Below are 17,020 nucleotides of genomic sequence, written 5' to 3' on the forward strand. Positions count from 1 at the left end.
AGCTAGGGGGCCAGGAGCCCGATGCCGGTCAAGGTCAGCGTCATCGTCCCCGTCCACAACCCCGGTCCCTACATCGAGGAGTGCCTCGCCTCGCTGCTGCGGCAGTCGCTCCCGCCGGACGAGTACGAAGTGATCTTCGTCGACGACGGCTCCACCGACGCCACCCCGGCCCGGCTGGACGCGGCCGCCGCCGACGACGGCCGGATCCGTGTCGTCCACCAGGAGAACTCCGGCTGGGCCGGCAAGCCCCGCAACGTCGGCATCGACCTCTCCCGCGGCGAGTACGTCATGTTCGTCGACGACGACGACCACCTCGGCGACGAGGCCCTGGAGCGGATGTACGCCTACGGGGTCGCGAACGACGCCGACGTCGTCGTGGGCAAGATGGCCGGCAAGGGGCGCTCGGTGCCGGTGGAGCTGTTCCGCCTGAACCGCCCGCACGCCACCGTCGCGAACGCGCCGCTGATCGACAGCCTCACCCCGCACAAGATGGTCCGCCGGGCGTTCCTGGACCGCACCGGCCTGCGCTTCCCCGAGGGACGGCGGCGGCTGGAGGACCACGTCTTCGTGACCGAGGCCTATCTGCGGGCCGGCAACGTGTCCGTGCTCAGCGACTACGTCTGCTACTACCACGTCCGGCGCGACGACGCCGCGAACGCGGGCCTCCAGCGGTTCGACCCGGTGGGGTACTTCAAGAACCTGCGGGAGGCCCTCGACGTCGTCGAGCGGTACACCGAGCCGGGCCCGCTGCGCGACCGGCTGTTCCGGCGGTGGCTGCGCGTGGAGATGGTCGAGCGGCTGCGCGGCCGGCGCTTCCTCGGCCTGCCCGAGGACTACCGCAGGCACCTGTTCGACGAGATCCACTCGGTCGTCGTCGAACGGTTCGGGCCGGGGGTGGCGGCGCCGCTCCAGCCCGCCCAGCGGGTCGTGGCCGCGCTGGCCGCCGAGGGGCGCTACGACGACGTCGTCGCCTTCGCGCAGTGGGAGGCGGGCGTCGCGCTCGCCGTCGACCCCGAGGACGTCGAGTGGCGGGGCGGCACGCTGCGGATCACGTTCGCCGCCGAGCTGACGCACGACGGCGCTCCGATGACGTTCCCGTCCGCCGGGGGCTCCCCGCAATGGCCGCCGCACGACGTCGCCGAGGCGGTGCGCTGGCTGGGCACGGACATCGTGGGCCGGTTCGACCGGGCGGTGCCCGACCTGCTGCTGCGGGAACGGGTCGGCGCGGCGCAGTACTTCCAGCCGGTGGACGTGGTCCGCGAGACGGTGCCGGCGGGCGGCGACGGCAGCCTGGTGCGGCTCGTGCTGCGCGCGACCGCCACCGTCGATCCGGCCTCGGCGCTGAGCGGCGGCCCGGCGGGCGAGGGCCTGTGGGACGTGTTCGTGCGCCTCGGCCTGGGCGGCTGGACCAAGGAGCTGCGGCTCGGCCCGGCGCACCGGCACGGCCGACCCGCCCCGCCCGCCGCGGTGGTAGCGGGGCGCGTGGTGCTGCCGTACTGGACCGACCGGTACGCGAGTCTCGCGCTGGACGTCGGCCACGCGGGCAACCGGCTGGGGCTCGGCCGGGTGGCGGCCGGGGACGTCACCGTCACCGGGGAACGGCTGCACGTGGTCCTGCCGCTGCACGTCCCCGAGGCCGCCGGCGTGCTGCTGCGGCTGACGGCGGCGAAGTCCGGCGGCTCCCGCGAGGTCTTCGGGACGCTCTCCCCGGGCGGCCGGATGGCGGCGGCCCTGCCCGTCGCCGACCTGACGGGCCGCACCTGGCTGACGACGGTGTGCCTCACCCCGGACGCCGACGGGGCGCGCTTCCACCCGCTGCCCTTCGCGCTGCACGTGGACGCGGACGGTGTCCTCGTCGTTCCGGCGCCGCAGCCCGGCGGCGCGCGAAGACTGGCCCGCAGGATGCGACGCGCCGCCTACCGGGCGCTCGGCCGGATCACGGCACGGAGGAAGTGACGCGATGCGGCCGCTGGGGATCGAGGGCGCCTGGGTGCTGGAGCCGCGGGTCCTGCCCGACGGGCGGGGCAGCTTCCACGAGTGGTTCCGCGAGCCGGAGTTCCGCGCGGCCACCGGCCACGGTCTGGGGCTCGCCCAGGCGAACTGCTCCGTCTCGCGCCGGGGCGTCCTGCGCGGCGTCCACTTCTCGGACGTCCCGCCGGGTCAGGCCAAGTACGTGACCTGTGTGCGGGGCGCGGTGCTGGACGTGGTCGTCGATCTGCGGGTGGGCTCGCCCGGGTTCGGCCGGTGGGAGGCGGTCCGGCTGGACGACGTCACCCGGCACGCGGTGTTCCTCGCCGAGGGCCTCGGACACGCCTTCCTGGCCCTCGGGGACGAGGCCACCGTCGTCTACCTGTGCTCGACCGGATACGCGCCCGAGCGGGAGCACGGCGTGCACCCGCTCGACCCCGGCCTGGGCATCGACTGGCCGCGCGGGGTGGAGCCGGTGCTGTCGCCGAGGGACGCGGCGGCGCCGTCGCTGGCCGAGGCGCGGGCCTCGGGGCTGCTGCCCTCGTACGCCTCCTGCCGGGACCACTACCGCGCGCTGCGCCTCAGCGGCTGACGGCCGCCCGCTCCAGCGCCCCGCGCAGCGGCTCCCAGCCCCGGGAGCGGTCCAGGCCCCGGTTGCGGGCCCGCACCAGGGGCTTCCAGAAACCCGCCCGCAGCAGCGTCCCGGGCCGTACCGCGCGCACCCGTTCCAGGACGTCCTCGGGGACCTTCTGCGGGTCGGGGACCTCGTACTCGGCGACGATCTCGTGGTACCGCCGGCGCAGCACCGGGTTGCGGGGGTCGGCGCCGAAGACCACGAGCTGTCCGGTGGGCTCGGTGTCGACCGGCACGATCACCAGGTCGGGGCGGTGGCGGGACAGGATCTCGGTGAGCTTGTAGACGTCGCCGGTCCAGGCGGTGGTGTGCCGGTCGCGGGCGGCCTCGTCGACGCCCCGGGGCAGCATGTCGTCCAGGACGATCACGCTCGACCAGTCGCAGTGCCGCTCGACGTTGATGAAGTCGCGCAGCGCGAACTCGAACAGGTGCATGCCGTCGATGAAGGCCAGGTCGAGGGTGGCGCGGCGCCAGTGGCCGAGGGGATGGCGGCCCCGGGCCAGATTGCGCAGCGGGTGGCGGCCGCCCCTGAGATGGGCGAGGGGGTCGCGGCGGGCGAAGAAGTCGTCGCTGGTGGCCCTCACCAGGTGCACGTCGCAGCGCAGCTCCGAGGTCACCTTGAACGCGGGGTCGACCGCGATGCTCGGGACGCGGGACAGCCGCAGACTGCGGCCGTCGTTGACACCGATCTCCAGGTAGTTGCGGTTGGCGGTGACCTTGTGCAGCTCCCGCAGGAACTCATGGCGTTTCACGAAGGGACTCCTCGGGCTCCTCGGACGGCACCGGTTCGGGGGACGCCCCGCGGATCAGCGGGAGCGCCTGTCGCAGCGCCGTGCGCCAGTCCCGCGGCGGCGGCAGGCCGGCCTCGCGCCACCGGCCGTGCGACAGCACGCTGTAGGCCGGGCGGGGCGCCGGACGGGGGTGGTGGTCGCCCGTGACGGGGCGCACCCGGTCCGGGTCGGCGCCGGTCAGCCGGAACACCTCGCGGGCCAGGTCGTACCAGGTGGCCTCGCCGGCCGCGGTGGCGTGGAAGACGCCGCTCGCGCCGCGCCCGGCCAGCGGCCCGAGGTCGGCGACGCGCACGGCGACGTCGGCGCTCCAGGTGGGCTGACCGCGCTGGTCGTCGACGACGTCGACGGTGTCGCGGCGGGCCTCCAGGTCGAGCATCGTGCGCACGAAGCTGCGGCCGTGGACGCCGTAGAGCCAGGCGGTGCGCACGATGACCGAGGCGTCGGGGAGCACGGCGCGGACGGCCCGTTCGCCGGCCAGTTTGGTGCGGCCGTAGGCGGTCCGGGGGGACGGCGGATGGTCCTCCGCGTAGGGGGTGCGGGCCGTGCCGTCGAAGACGTAGTCGGTGGATACGTGGACCAGTCGGGCGCCGTGCGCGGCGCAGGCGGCGGCGAGCAGGCGGGGTCCCTCGCCGTTGACCAGCAGCGCGCGTGCGTCGTCGGTCTCGGCGTCGTCGACGGCCGTGTGGGCGGCGCAGTTGACGACCACGTCGGGCCGGTGCGCGCCGAACGCCGCGGCCACCGACGTGGGCCGGGTGACGTCGAGGGCGGTGCGGTCGAGGCCGGTCACGTCCTCGCCGCGCCGCAGCAGCTCCTGCACGGTGTCCCGGCCGAGCATCCCGCCGGCGCCCGCGACCAGCCACCTCACGGCGTGCGCGCTTGCGGGCGCAGGGGTTCCCACCAGTCGCGGTGGTCGCGGTACCAGGCGACCGTCCCGGCGAGACCGGCGGTGAAGTCGTGCCGGGGCCGGTAGCCGAGCTCGTCGCGGGCCTTCGTCCAGTCGACGCAGTAGCGCAGGTCGTGGCCCTTGCGGTCCTCGACGTGCCGGACCCGGTCCCAGCCCGCCCCGCAGGCGTCGAGGAGCAGACCGGTCAGCTCGCGGTTGCTCAGCTGGGTGCCGCCGCCCAGGTTGTACACCTCGCCGGGGCGGCCCTTCGTGCGCACGAGGTCGACGCCCCGGCAGTGGTCCTCGACGTGCAGCCAGTCGCGGACGTGGCGTCCGTCGCCGTACAGGGGGACCTGCTCGCCGTCCAGGAGGTTCGTGACGAAGAGCGGGATCACCTTCTCGGGGTACTGGCGCGGGCCGTAGTTGTTGGAGCAGCGGGTGACGCGGACGTCCAGGCCGTGGGTGCGGTGGTGGGCGAGGGCGATCAGGTCGGAGGACGCCTTGGAGGCGGCGTACGGCGAGTTGGGGCTCAGCGGCTGCTCCTCGGTCCAGGCGCCGGTCTCGATGGAGCCGTAGACCTCGTCGGTGGAGACGTGCACGAAGGGACCGACGCCGTGCCGCAGGGCCGCGTCCAGGAGCGTCTGGGTGCCGAGGACGTTGGTGCGCACGAAGGCGCCCGCGCCGTCGATGGAGCGGTCGACGTGGGACTCGGCCGCGAAGTGGACGACCTGGTCGGCGCCGGCCGTCACCCGGTCCACGAGGTCGGCGTCGCAGATGTCGCCGTGCGTGAACTCCAGGCGGGGGTGGCCGGTGGGCAGGTTGGCGGGGTTTCCGGCGTAGGTGAGCTTGTCCAGGACGGTGACGCGGACGGCCGGGTCGCGGGCCAGCAGGCCGCGCACGTACGCCGAGCCGATGAATCCGGCGGCCCCGGTGACGAGGAGGTTCATGGGTGGATCTGTACCTTGCTGTGGTCGCCGAGCACCAGCCGGTGGGCGCTGGACACCCCGGTCGCCGGGGTGACCTCGACGTGCCGGCCGATCAGCGAGTTCTCGATGCGGCCCACGCCTTCGATGGAGGAGTCGCGCAGCACGATGGAGAACTCCAGCTCGCTGTCGGTGATCCGGCAGTTCTCGCCGACGGAGGTGAAGGGGCCGATGTAGGAGTCGCGGACCTCGCTGCCCGCGCCCAGCAGGACCGGTCCGACCAGACGCGAGTTCACCACGCGGGCGCCCGCCTCCACGACGACCCGGCCGACGGTCTCGGAGGAGTCGTCGACCTCGCCCTCGATGCGCCGCTCGACGCCCTCCAGCACGGTCCGGTTGACCTCCAGCATGTCGACGACGTTGCCGGTGTCCTTCCAGTAGCCCTTGATGATCGTGGAGCGCACCCGGGCGCCGGTGTCGATCAGCTGCTGGAGGGCGTCGGTGATCTCCAGCTCACCGCGTCCGGACGGCCGGACGGCGCGGACGGCGTCGTGGATCGCGGGGGTGAAGAGGTAGACGCCGACCAGCGCGAGGTCGCTCCTGGGGTGCGCGGGCTTCTCCTCCAGGCCGACGACCTGTCCGGCGGGGTCCAGCTCGGCCACGCCGAAGGCGCGGGGGTCACGGACGCGGGTGAGGAGGATCTGGGCGTCGGGGCGGGTCCGGCGGAACTCGTCGACGAGGTCGGTGATGCCGCCGACGATGAAGTTGTCGCCCAGGTACATCACGAAGTCGTCGTCGCCGAGGAAGTCCCGCGCGACGATCACCGCGTGGGCCAGGCCGAGCGGCCTGTCCTGCGGGATGTAGGTGACGTCGAGGCCGAAGCGGGAGCCGTCGCCGACGGCTTCGCGGATCTCCGCCGCCGTGTCGCCCACGATGACCCCGACCTCGGTGACACCGGCGGCGGCGATGGACTCCAGGCCGTAGAAGAGGACGGCCTTGTTGGCCACCGGCACGAGCTGTTTGGCCGAGGTGTGGGTGATCGGCCGCAGGCGGGTCCCGGCGCCGCCGGACAGCACGAGAGCCTTCATCGGGGTCACTCCAGCCCCGGTCGCCCGGCCGCGACCGATTCATCCGCTCGTGCGCACTGTCTGCCGGTCAGTCCTCACCCCTGACAATGTTCCATTCCGCGCCGGTCTGCATCCCGGCCGTCGCGGAAGGTGCGGCGGCGACGGCGGGCAGGCACGTGCGCAGCGCGGTCGACTGGCGGCGGATCCGGCGGGCCCTGGCCCAGCCGGTCTCGGCCCGGAGGATCACCGGTTGCTCCTCGGTGTGCGCGGTCACGACGGTTCATCATCCTTCTCGGTCACAGGGCTTGTGCCCCTGGTTCAGCCGGCACCGGGGCCTGCGCTGCCGAATCAGCCGCCGGAGCCCTCCTCCCAGCGGGGGCGGCGCTGGTCGGCGCTGTCCCGGCTGCCGGTGGGCCGCAGTTGGTGCGGGGTGAGGCGTTCGCCGTCCGTGGGCTCGGGCATCGCGTTGGGTTCGCGGGTGCGGTGGGTCTCGTGGGCCGGGGCGGTCCCGGGCCTGCGGGGCTGTTCGTGCGGCGCCGGGGGCGCGGGCTCGCGGCTGCGGACCTTGAAACCGAGCCGGAACGCCCAGATCAGACCGCCGACGAGGACGAGCCCGACGGCGATGAAGGCGACGGTGGCCAGCGCGGACCTTCCGGATGCCGCGACGAAGACGGAGGCGAAGGTGTCCATGGGCGCCGGGTACCCCGTCCGTGCCGCGGGACACGTGGGGTTCCGACGGCTCAGCCGGTCGGCGTCAGCTCGCTCCACACCTGCTTGCCGCCGCTGACCGGCACGGTCCCCCAGGCCTGCGACACCGCCTCCACCAGGAGGATGCCCCGGCCGCCGGTGGCCTCCCAGCCGAGGCTGGCCGGCTTGACCGGGCTGCGGGGCGAGGTGTCGGTGACGGCGACCCGCAGCCGGTGGTTGACGAGGGTGAGGTCGAGGCGGACCCGGCCGTCGGTGTGCACCAGGGCGTTGGTGACCAGTTCGGACACGACGAGCAGGGCGGCGTCCAGGGTGTGCGCCGACACACCCCAGGCGCGCAGCGTGCGCCGGGTGAAGCGCCGGGCCTGGCGGGCCGCCTCGGGCACCCGCCACACGGTCCAGCCCTCGCGCAGGGGTTTGACGGCCATGCCGTCGTAGCGCATCAGCAGGAGGGCCACGTCGTCGCCGCGGTGGGCGCCGCCGAGCAGGGTGTCGGCGACGAGGCCGAGGTGGGCGGGGTCGGCGGCGGACGCGGCGCGGGCGAGGCGGTCGAGACCGGTGTCGATGTCCAGGCCGGCGGACTCCACGAGGCCGTCCGTGGTCAGGACGACGACGGCGCCGGGGACCAGGCGCAGCGGGGTCATCGGGAACTCGGCCCGGGTGACGACGCCGAGGGGCGGACCCCCGTCGGCCTCGGCGATCTCGGTCGAGCCGTCCGGGTGGCGCAGGACGGGGGGCGGGTGTCCGGCCCGGACGCACCAGGCGGTGCCCTCCTCCATGTCGACGTCGACATAGCAGCAGGTGACGAAGAGGTCGGTCTCCAGTTCCATCAGGAGCCGGTTGGCATGGGAGACCACGACGTCCGGCGGGTGGCCCTCGGCCGCGTAGGCGCGCAGCGCCGTGCGCATCTGGCCCATGAGGGTCGCGGCGGCGGCGCTGTGCCCCTGGACGTCGCCGATGACGAGGGCGACATGGTGGTCCGGGAGCGGGATGACGTCGTACCAGTCGCCGCCCACCTCCAGGCCCGCGGTGGCCGGGAGATAGCGGGCGACGGCCACGCCGCCGGGGAGTTCGGGCAGGCGGCGCGGGAGCAGCTGGCGCTGGAGCATGCCGACGAGTTCGTGCTCCGCGTCGAAGGCACGGGCACGCGTCAGGGCCTGTCCGGCGAGTCCGGCGAAGGCGGTGAGCAGGGCCCGTTCGTCGGGGCGGAACTCGTGCGGCTCGTCCCAGCCGATGAGGCAGACGCCGGCCGTGCGGCCGCCGGCGGAGAGCGGCAGCACACCGAGCCCGCCGGGGCCGACCTCGGCGAGGGCCGGTTCGAGGGCGGTGCCGGCGGGCCAGATACGGGCCCGGCCCTCGCGCAGGGCCGCGGCGAGGGTGGGCATGGCCCGTACGGGCGCGTCGGGCCATTCGGCGCGCCACTCCAGCTGCCACAGCTCGGGCCAGGCGTCGGGCTCGGGCGGGTCGAGGACGGTGACCACGAGCCGGTCGTTCTCCAGTTCGGCGAGCGCGATCCGGTCGGCCCGCAGCGGCTTGCGCAGGGCGGCGACGACCGCCTGACTGACGTCGCCGACGGTGCGGGCGGTGGCGAGCGCGGTGGCCAGCCGCTGGACCCGGGAGACGTCGGTGACCTCGTCGCGCAGGGAGGAGGCGTCGGTGACGGTGCCGACGAGCCGTGCCGCGCGGTCGGCGCCGCCGGGCAGCAGCCGTCCGCGGAGCCTGAGCCACCTCGGCGGCCCGGTGGGCTGGAGCACCCGGAACTCCAGTTCACGGTCGCCGATCGACATGTGGTCGGCCTCGACGACGGACATCAGCGAGGGCAGGTCCTCGGGGACGGTGAGTCCGAGGAGGGTCTCGACCCGCCCGTCGAAGTCGGCCCGGCCCATCCCGAACAGGTCCAGGATCTCGTCGCCGACCTCGACGCGGCCGGTGTCCATGGCCAGGCTGAACGCGTCCGGGTGCGGTCGGCCGTCCTCGGCGGTGACGGCCGGGGCGAGGAGCGCGACGGCGTCGGCGACCAGGCGCAGGCAGGCCCGGTCGTCGGGGCCGAAGCCGCCGGGGTGCTCGCGCACGGCGAGCAGGCAGCCGCCCCTGCCGTCCCGCACGGGCAGGACGGCCAGGTGGACGGCGCCCGCGGGCGTGCGCTGTGCCGGGGGGTGGTCGGCCGCACCGGCGAGGTCCTCGGGGCCCAGCCACACCGGCCGGTCGGCGCGCAGGGCGGCGGCGACCGGCGAGTCCCCGTCGAGCGGGTAGTCCTCGCGCAGGCCGTACAGGGTCCTCGGCGCGCCGGCCGAGTCGACCAGCCGGAGCAGCCGGCCCTGCGCCGGCGTGTAGAGCGCGGCGAGGGCCGCGCCCGCGAAGACGAGTGCCTGTTCCAGGGTGCGGCGCACCCGGTCGGGCGCGGCGGGATCGGCTCTGATCGCCTCGAGTGCGATTTCGGCGCGCGGGGGTCCCGTTCTGCGCTCCGCGGCACCCTCACTGACCACGTCCGCCATTACAGCGCCTCGGGTCCCGGGGCGCAGCCCCTGTGGCCGTTCGGCGAGCGCCGGGCGGGGCGGCGAGGGCGGTTCGTGCTCGAAACGGATCGAACATGTCTTTACTCATGCGTTCCGCACAGGGATGTCGTGACAGGCGTGACTGTCCGCGCCCCTCCTCCCCTTGCGAGTCTCTTGTCAGGGCCACGCAAGCCGTGACACGGAGGGGACGCATGGACAAGCGGTACGAGGTGTACGCGCTGGCGGACGCGCACTTCTACGAGACACCCGACCGGCTGACCGGCGACGGGCCCGCTCCGCTGTTCGACACGGCCCTGCGCCCGGTCCCCAGCGGCTGGACGTCGGCGCGGACGGGCGACTGGCTGGCCCTGACTCCGCTCGCCGCGGACGGGTCCCCGGTGGCCGGCCCCGCCCAGGGCTGGAAGATCCACGCCTCGGCCACCCGGGCGAACGCGGACGACGTCGCACGCATCGTGTGGGACTACTGCGTCCCGCGGCGCATCCCCTTCAAGTTCGTGCCGGGCCCGCACCTGCTGCATCTGCGCAACACCAAGTACGCGGGCCGCGACACCAGCGGCAAGTTCGTCACGGTCTACCCGGGCGACGAGGAGCGGTTGCACACGGTGCTGCGCGAGCTGGGCGCGCTGCTGGAGGGCTTCGAGGGCCCCTACATCCTGACCGACCTGCGCTGGGGCGAGGGTCCCCTCTACGTCCGCTACGGCGCGTTCGCACGCAGGTACGTCGTCGACGACCGGGGCTCGCTCGTGCTCGCGGTGCTCGACGGCGAAGGGACCCTGGTCCCGGACCGGCGGGCGCCCTCCTTCCAGGTGCCGGAGTGGGTGACGCTGCCCCCCTTCCTGGAGCCGCACCTGGCCGCCCGCAACACGACGACGGTGGGCGAGCTGCCCTACCGCATCGAGAAGGCGCTGCACTTCTCCAACGGCGGCGGGGTCTACGCGGGCACCGACACCCGGGACGGGCGCAAGGTGGTCCTGAAGGAGGGCCGCCCGCACGCCGGCCTGGCCGCGGACGGCGCGGACGCGATCACCCGGCTGGAGCGGGAGAAGCACGCCCTGGAGGCGGTGGCGGGCACCGGGGTGGTGCCCGAGGTGCGGGACTGGTTCACCCTGGGCGACCACCGCTTCCTGGTGATGGACCTGGTCGAGGGCCGGCCGCTCAACGCGTTCTTCGCCGAACGGCATCCGCTGCTGTGCCCGGACCCCGACCCCGGGGCCGTCGCCGCCTACACACGGTGGGCGGTACGGGTCCACCGGTCGGTGGAGCGGGCGGTGGAGAAGGTGCACGCGCGCGGGATCGTCTTCAACGACCTGCACGTCTTCAACATCATGGTCGCGCCGGACGACGAGTCGGTGTTCCTCATCGACTTCGAGGCGGCGGCGCCGATCGGGGAGAACGGCCGGCAGATCGTGGCCCACCCGGGCTTCTTCGCACCGCCCGACCGGCGCGGCGCCGATGTCGACCGCTACGCGCTGGCGTGTCTGCGGCTCGCGCTGTTCCTTCCGGTCACCACGTTGTTCGTGGTCGACCGGGGCAAGGCGGCGCATCTCGCCGAGGTGATCGCCGAGCAGTTCCCCGACGTGCCCCGGGAGTTCCTGGACGCGGCGGTCGCCGAGATCACCCGGGACATTCCCTCCGGTGCGCCGGCGACGGGCGGGAGCGGTCCGGCCGCGCCGCCGCGGTCCGCCGTCCGGCTGCCCGCGGCACCGGCCTTCCGGGTGGAGCCGGGCGACTGGCCGCACAGCCGCGACTCCATGGTCAAGGCGATCCTCGCGTCGGCGACCCCGGAACGCGACGACCGGCTCTTCCCCGGGGACGTCGCGCAGTTCTCCGACGGCGGCGGTCTCGGCCTGGCGCACGGGGCGGCCGGCGTGCTGTACGCGCTGCGGGCGACCGGCGCCGAACGCTTCGACGACGGCGAGCGCTGGCTCCTCGACCGCACCGCGCCGGCCCCGACGGGCACTCCCCTGGGCCTGTACGACGGCCTCGCGGGCGTCGCCCACGTCCTGGAGCTGCTCGGTCACCGCGGGCGGGCGCTCGACCTGGTCGACGGCATCCTGCGCGAGCGGTGGCAGAACCTCTCCTCGGACCTGCACGGCGGACTGGCCGGACTGGGCCTCGTCCTCGGCGACCTCGCCCGCCGTACCGGTGAGCCGGAGCTGCGCGAGCGGGCCGCCGAGGCCGCCGACATCGTCGTACGGCGGCTCGGCGAACCGGTGCCCGGGACGGCCCGGCGGCAGCGGGCCGGACTGCTGCGCGGTGCGAGCGGCCCCGCCCTCTTCCTGCTCCGGCAGTACGAGGAGACGGGCGAGCGACGGCTGCTGGAGGCGGCGGGCGTCGCCCTGCACCGGGACCTTGCGGCCTGCGTGGAGCGCGAGGGGGGTGCGGTGGAGGTCGACGAGGGGTGGCGCACCCTGCCGTACCTCGGGGACGGAAGCGTGGGCGTGGGACTGGTCCTCGACGACCACGCCGTCCATGTCCCTTACGGCGAGCCGGAGTTCGAGCGGTCTCGCGCCGGCATCCGCACCGCCGCCACCTCCCGCTTCTACGCGCAGCCCGGCCTCTTCCAGGGCCGCGCCGGGATGATCCTGCATCTCGCGCGCACCACCGCCCCGGACGCGCCCCGGGCACGGCTGGACGGGCAGATCGCCGCGCTGGGCTGGTTCTCGATGCCCTACCAGGGCCAGCTCGCCTTCCCCGGACACCAGATGATGCGGCTGTCCATGGATCTCGGGACCGGCACCGCGGGCTGTCTGCTCGCCCTGGCCGCCGCTCTCGACCCGGACGGCACGGGCGCCGACGCGCACCTGCCGTTCCTCCCGCCGCCGCACCGGCGGCCCTCGGACGCGGCTCCGCGGCAACCGACGGAGTCGTGACGCAACCCGTCCCCACGGGATGTGACATCCAACCGATGAACCCGACGAAAGGACACACCATGGCCCTGCTCGACCTTCAGACGATGGAATCCGACGAGCACACCGGGGGCGGCGGCAACAGCACCGTGAGCCTGCTCTCCTGCGTCAGCGCGACGAGCGTGCTGCTCTGTCTGTGATCCTCCGGCACGTCTGACGCGCTCGGCGCGCACGCCGTGCCGACCGCTCCGGGCGGTCCGCTCCCCCAGGGGGCGGGCCGCCCGTAGCCCGGTCCTCCCGGGCCCGCCGCAGGAAACGGAACCTCCGAAACGTACGGGAGCGGATGCCGATGGACCGGACGACCGGCGAGCTGCTCGGCTCGGCGACCCGGCACGGCGGGCCGCGCCCCGCCGCCCTGGCGCTGCTGGGCGTGACCGCGACCGGTGCCTCGCTGCTCCTGCCCGCCGCCCTGGGCCGGGCCCTCGACCTGCTGCTCGCCGGCGGCGGCGCGACCCCCTGGGTGCTGTGCTGCGCCGGCCTCGCCCTGCTGCTGACCCTGCTCGACGCGGGCGAGACCGTCCTCACCGGCACCCTCGACGCCAAGACCACCGCCTTCCTGCGCCACCGGGCCCTCGGTCACGTCCTGGCCCTCGGTCCCCGCGCCACCGCCCGCTTCGAGGCCGGGGACCTCGTCGCGCGGGTCGTCGGCGGCGCCGCCCAGGCCGGCGCGGCGCCGGGCGCCCGTGCCGCGCTCCCCGCCGCGCTCGCCGGACCCGTCGGCGCGGTGGCGGCGCTCGCCCTCATCGACCCGTGGCTCGCGGCCGTCCTGCTGACCGGCGCGCCCGTCCTCACCCTCCTGCTGCGCTCGCTGGCCAGGGACACCTCGTCGTGCGTGGCCGCGTACCTGGACGCGCAGGGACGGATCGCGGCCGCCCTCACCGAGGCGGTCGGCGGCGCGCGCACGATCCGCGCGGCCGGCACCGCAGCCCGGGACACCGCACGCGTCCTTCGGCCGCTGCCCGAGCTGTCCCGGGCGGGACGGCGCATGTGGCAGGTGCAGGGCCGGGCCGCCGCGCAGGCGACCGCGGTGGCGCCCCTGCTGCACATCGGGGTCGTCGCCGTCGCGGGCCTGCTGCTCGCCCGGCACCGGGTGTCGCCCGGCGACGTCCTCGCCGCGTCGCGTTACGCGGTCCTCGCCACGGGCGTCGGCGTCCTGGTCGGGCAGCTCTCCGGGCTGGCCCGCTCCCGGGCCGCGGCCGCCCGTCTCGGCGAGGTCCTGAACGCACCCGCGCCTTCCTACGGCACCCGCGGACTGCCCGCGGACGGTCCGGGCCGGCTGGAGCTGCGGGGCGTGAGCGCGCGCCGCGGTGACCGTGCGGTGCTGGACGGCCTCGACCTGGTCGTCCCGGGCGGGACGGCGCTCGCCGTGGTGGGCCGCTCCGGCGCGGGGAAGTCGCTGCTGGCGGCGCTGGCGGGCCGGCTCACCGACCCGGACGCCGGCGAGGTGCTGCTGGACGGCGTCCCGCTGGCCGCCCTGCGCCGGTCCGAGCTGCGGGCGGCGATCGCGCAGGCCTTCGACCGCCCGGCCCTGCTGGGCGCCACGATCGAGGACACCGTCTCGCTCGGGAGCGCCTCCCCCGCCCGGGTCCGGGAGGCCGCGCGCGCGGCGCGCGCCGACGACTTCGTCCGCCGGCTGCCCGACGGCTACGCGACGCGCTGCGCGGACGCCCCGCACTCCGGAGGCGAGGCCCAGCGCCTCGGCCTGGCCCGGGCGTTCGCCCACGGCGGCCGGCTGATGATCCTCGACGACGCCCTCTCCAGCCTCGACACCGTCACCGAACGCCAGGTCACGCAGGCCGTGTTCGGCCGCACCACGACCGCCACCCGGCTCGTGGTGGCCCATCGCGCCTCCACGGCCGCCCGCGCCGACGCGGTGGCCTGGCTGGACGGCGGACGGGTGCGGGCCGTCGGCACCCATGCGCAGCTGTGGCGGACGGCCGCGTACCGGAAGGTGTTCGCGACGGACACCGAGAACGGCACCGGGCCGGGATCCGCCCCGCCGGCGGACACGCAGGCAGAGGCACAGGCCGAGGCGGATGCACAGGCCGAGGCGCGGGCGAACGCGCGGGCGGAGGACGGGTGCGGCCCGGTGACACGGCGGTGAGCGGGCCGGTGGGCCGGGGCGGGCTGCGGGCCGAGGGGATCCGCTTCCTGCTGGACCGCCGGCGGGCCCTCGCGGGGCTCGTCGGCTGGTCGGTGCTGGAAAGCGGGCAGACCTTCCTGCTCGGGTACGCCCTGGCCCGTGCGCTGGACGACGGTTTCCTGGCCGGCCGGGCCGGGACCGGACTGTGGTGGCTCGGCGTGGCCGGACTGGGCGTACTGGCCGGCGCGTACGGCACCGGCCGGGTCTACGGGGCGGTCGCCGCGCTGGTGGAGCCCTTGCGGGACCGGCTCGTCACCCGGGTGGTGCGCACGGGGGTGCGCGAGGCGGACGGCGGGGCGCTCTCGCGCCTCACCCAGCAGGTGGAGATCGCCCGGGACAGCTTCGCGGGCCTGGTGATGGTCTCGCGCTCGTTCGTGTTCACCTGCGTCGGCGCCCTGGCCGGGCTGGCCTCGCTCGCCCCGCCCCTGCTCCTGGTGGTCGCGCCGCCGCTCGCCGCCGGCGTGGGCCTGTTCTTCGTGACGCTGCGGCCCCTGGCCCGTCGGCAGGAGAGGTTCCTCGCCGCCGACGAGGCGCTGGCGCAGGACCTGGGTGTCGTCTGCCCGGGGCTTCGGGACGTCACGGCGGCCGGCGCGGAGGACCGGATCGCGCGGGACACCGGCGCCCTGGTCGAGGCCGAGTCGCAGGCGGCGCGGGTCCTGGCACGGTGGGGCGTGGCACGGGTGGTCTGTCTGGCGCTCGGCGGCCGGCTCCCGCTGGTCCTGCTGCTGGCAGGGGGCCCATGGCTCCTGGACCACGGTGTCTCCCCCGGCGCCCTGGTCGGCGCTCTGGCCTACGTCACCCAGTCCCTCGTCCCGGCCCTCACCGCCCTGGTCCACGGCCTGGGCACCAGCGGCTCCCGACTGACGGTCGTCCTGCGCCGCCTGACGGACTCCGGCGCGGGACCGGGCCCCCGGTCCCGCGCCGACGAGCGAGCGGTGTGCGGCCCACGGCCGCCGAGCCCGCACCGGGCGGGCGGGGCGCCTCGGGCAGGAGCGTCGAAGGCAGACGCGCCGAAGGCGGAAGCAGCGCGGGCCGCAGTGTCGTGGGTCCCGCCGCTCGCGGGGGCGTCCGGTTCCGTGCCGTCCGCGCTCACCCTGAGCTCCCTCACCTTCGCCTACGGCGCCGCCGCCGCACCCGTGGTCGACGGCCTCACGCTCGACCTGCCCGCCGGGGCCCATCTGGCCGTAGTCGGTCCGAGCGGGATCGGGAAGTCCACGCTGACCGCGCTGGTGGCGGGGCTGCTGGAACCGGTGCGCGGGGAGATACGGATCTGCGGCCGACCGGTACCGGGTGCCGACGCCGCCGCCCGGCGGGTGCTGATCCCGCAGGAGGCGTACGTGTTCACCGGCACCCTCGGCGAGAACCTCACGCACCTGCGCGAGGACGCCGTGCCCGAGGACGAGCTCCTCGCGGCGGCCGACGCGGTCGGACTGCTCCCGTTGCTCGACAGGCTGGGCGGACCGGCCGCGCCGGTGGAACCGGCGGCGCTGTCGGCGGGCGAGCGCCAGCTGATCGCCCTCACCCGCGCGTACCTATCGTCCGCGCCGCTGGCCCTGCTCGACGAGGCGACCAGCCATCTGGACCCGGCGGCGGAGGCTCGCGCGGAGGGGGCGTTCGCCGCCCGGACGGGCGGCACCCTGGTCGTCGTCGCCCACCGCATCAGCTCGGCCGGGCGGGCGGACCGGGTGCTGGTCATGGACGGGCCGCGCACCACCCTCGGCACGCACCAGAAGGTGCTGCGGGACTGCGGTCTGTACCGCGATCTCGTCGGCGGCTGGGAAGCGGTCGGGGAGACCTCGCGGGCAGGGGCCGCCGGGGACGGCTCACAGCCAGCCCTGCCCCTGGGAGATCCGGATGGCGTCGACGCGGTTGCGGGCGCCGGTCTTGCGGGTGATCGCCGCCATGTAGTTGCGCACGGTCCCGTGGGACAGGTGCAGGTTCCCCGCGATCTCGGCGACGGAGGCCCCCTCGGCGGCGAGGGTCAGCACGCTGAGCTCGCGTCGGGTCAGCGGCATCTCGGCGGCCTTCAGGAACCCGAAGCCGAGTGAGCTGTTGACGAAACGTTCCCCCCGGGCGACCTTGCGGATGCCGCTCACCAGCTGTTCGGGCGTGCCCTCCTTGTCGACGTAGCCGAGCGCCCCCGCCTCCAGAGCCCGTTTCAGCAGGCCCGGCCGGTGCGCGCTGGCCAGCACGAGAAGCCGCGGAGGGACCAGCCCGCCGCCGCGCGGGCATAACTCGCCCAGCGGCGGGAGGCCGGACGCCTCGGAGCAGTCGAGGTCCGCCGCGCACACGTCAGGGCGCACCGCGCCGACCCGGCCGGCCGCGCCGCGCCACGGCACGTCGTCCACCCGCAGATCGGGTTCCCTGGACAGCCACTGTGCGAGAACCGATCTGACCAGACACGCGTCGTGCACCAGAAGTACCTGGATCACTGCCGCCCCTTCAGCTCACCGTGCGCCGGTTGCCTGCTGTTGTCCGTGGT

The 17,020-nt window shown here is 75.2% G+C and carries 13 protein-coding genes and 1 pseudogene; 6 read left to right on the forward strand and 8 right to left on the reverse strand.

From position 1 onward, the window contains the following. Positions 1-21: 21 nt before the first annotated feature. The gene (locus tag Saso_RS26835) at positions 22-1,956 is read left to right on the forward strand and encodes a glycosyltransferase family 2 protein (RefSeq protein ID WP_189924568.1); all 1,935 of its coding nucleotides are present in this window, start codon (positions 22-24) and stop codon (positions 1,954-1,956) included. A gap of 4 nt (positions 1,957-1,960) precedes the next feature. Next, positions 1,961-2,560, forward strand: a complete 600-nt coding sequence (gene rfbC, locus Saso_RS26840; RefSeq protein WP_189924566.1) for a dTDP-4-dehydrorhamnose 3,5-epimerase — start codon at positions 1,961-1,963, stop codon at positions 2,558-2,560. Here the strand turns inward: rfbC and Saso_RS26845 are convergent. From Saso_RS26845 to Saso_RS26875, 7 genes are all read right to left on the reverse strand, one after another. After that, a complete protein-coding gene (locus Saso_RS26845; protein WP_189924564.1) occupies positions 2,550-3,353 on the reverse strand; it encodes a class I SAM-dependent methyltransferase in 804 nt (267 codons plus the stop codon). The two genes, rfbC and Saso_RS26845, sit on opposite strands and share 11 nt — an antisense overlap. Continuing rightward, entirely contained in the window at positions 3,340-4,257 is a 918-nt protein-coding gene (gene rfbD / locus Saso_RS26850) for a dTDP-4-dehydrorhamnose reductase (RefSeq protein ID WP_189924562.1), read from the reverse strand. The genes Saso_RS26845 and rfbD overlap by 14 nt, the downstream gene beginning before the upstream one ends. Beyond that, a complete protein-coding gene (rfbB, locus tag Saso_RS26855) occupies positions 4,254-5,222 on the reverse strand; it encodes a dTDP-glucose 4,6-dehydratase (RefSeq protein ID WP_189924560.1) in 969 nt (322 codons plus the stop codon). Before rfbB ends, rfbD begins: the two co-directional genes overlap by 4 nt. Then, a complete protein-coding gene (locus Saso_RS26860; protein WP_189924558.1) occupies positions 5,219-6,286 on the reverse strand; it encodes a glucose-1-phosphate thymidylyltransferase in 1,068 nt (355 codons plus the stop codon). The genes rfbB and Saso_RS26860 overlap by 4 nt, the downstream gene beginning before the upstream one ends. A 67-nt stretch (positions 6,287-6,353) precedes the next feature. After that, positions 6,354-6,539, reverse strand: a complete 186-nt coding sequence (locus Saso_RS26865; RefSeq protein WP_189924556.1) for a hypothetical protein — start codon at positions 6,537-6,539, stop codon at positions 6,354-6,356. Between the two features lie 74 nt (positions 6,540-6,613). Then, a complete protein-coding gene (locus Saso_RS26870; RefSeq protein ID WP_189924554.1) occupies positions 6,614-6,955 on the reverse strand; it encodes a DUF6479 family protein in 342 nt (113 codons plus the stop codon). 50 nt (positions 6,956-7,005) lie between these two features. Further along, a complete protein-coding gene (locus tag Saso_RS26875) occupies positions 7,006-9,465 on the reverse strand; it encodes a SpoIIE family protein phosphatase (protein ID WP_189924552.1) in 2,460 nt (819 codons plus the stop codon). 212 nt (positions 9,466-9,677) lie between these two features. Here Saso_RS26875 and lanKC point away from each other — a divergent pair, with 212 nt between their 5' ends. The 4 genes and pseudogenes from lanKC to Saso_RS38465 form a co-directional block, all read left to right on the forward strand. Next, positions 9,678-12,359 (forward strand): class III lanthionine synthetase LanKC, encoded by a 2,682-nt coding sequence (gene lanKC / locus Saso_RS26880; RefSeq protein ID WP_189924550.1) that lies wholly within the window; start codon positions 9,678-9,680, stop codon positions 12,357-12,359. A gap of 59 nt (positions 12,360-12,418) precedes the next feature. Then, positions 12,419-12,535: a SapB/AmfS family lanthipeptide gene (locus Saso_RS26885; protein ID WP_189924634.1), complete on the forward strand. Its 117-nt coding sequence runs from the start codon at positions 12,419-12,421 to the stop codon at positions 12,533-12,535. Positions 12,536-12,678: 143 nt separating this feature from the next. Further along, a complete protein-coding gene (locus tag Saso_RS26890) occupies positions 12,679-14,499 on the forward strand; it encodes an ATP-binding cassette domain-containing protein (RefSeq protein ID WP_189924548.1) in 1,821 nt (606 codons plus the stop codon). Positions 14,500-14,894: 395 nt separating this feature from the next. Then, positions 14,895-16,100, forward strand: a pseudogene (locus tag Saso_RS38465) (ATP-binding cassette domain-containing protein); the annotation flags it as partial. Between the two features lie 261 nt (positions 16,101-16,361). Here Saso_RS38465 and Saso_RS26900 read toward each other — a convergent pair. Then, the gene (locus Saso_RS26900) at positions 16,362-16,970 is read right to left on the reverse strand and encodes a response regulator transcription factor (protein WP_189924546.1); all 609 of its coding nucleotides are present in this window, start codon (positions 16,968-16,970) and stop codon (positions 16,362-16,364) included. Positions 16,971-17,020: the final 50 nt, after the last annotated feature.

The organism is Streptomyces asoensis, from assembly GCF_016860545.1.
Taxonomy (GTDB): Bacteria; Actinomycetota; Actinomycetes; order Streptomycetales; family Streptomycetaceae; genus Streptomyces; species Streptomyces asoensis.

Excerpts from the sequence above, each read along its gene's own strand:
- Saso_RS26835 (WP_189924568.1), top strand. The coding sequence starts at position 22 with ATGCCGGTCAAGGTCAGCGTCATCGTCCCCGTCCACAACCCCGGTCCC.
- rfbC (WP_189924566.1), top strand. The coding sequence starts at position 1,961 with ATGCGGCCGCTGGGGATCGAGGGCGCCTGGGTGCTGGAGCCGCGGGTC.
- rfbB (WP_189924560.1), bottom strand. The coding sequence starts at position 5,222 with ATGAACCTCCTCGTCACCGGGGCCGCCGGATTCATCGGCTCGGCGTAC.
- Saso_RS26860 (WP_189924558.1), bottom strand. The coding sequence starts at position 6,286 with ATGAAGGCTCTCGTGCTGTCCGGCGGCGCCGGGACCCGCCTGCGGCCG.
- Saso_RS26870 (WP_189924554.1), bottom strand. The coding sequence starts at position 6,955 with ATGGACACCTTCGCCTCCGTCTTCGTCGCGGCATCCGGAAGGTCCGCG.
- Saso_RS26875 (WP_189924552.1), bottom strand. The coding sequence starts at position 9,465 with ATGGCGGACGTGGTCAGTGAGGGTGCCGCGGAGCGCAGAACGGGACCC.
- lanKC (WP_189924550.1), top strand. The coding sequence starts at position 9,678 with ATGGACAAGCGGTACGAGGTGTACGCGCTGGCGGACGCGCACTTCTAC.
- Saso_RS26885 (WP_189924634.1), top strand. The coding sequence starts at position 12,419 with ATGGCCCTGCTCGACCTTCAGACGATGGAATCCGACGAGCACACCGGG.
- Saso_RS26890 (WP_189924548.1), top strand. The coding sequence starts at position 12,679 with ATGCCGATGGACCGGACGACCGGCGAGCTGCTCGGCTCGGCGACCCGG.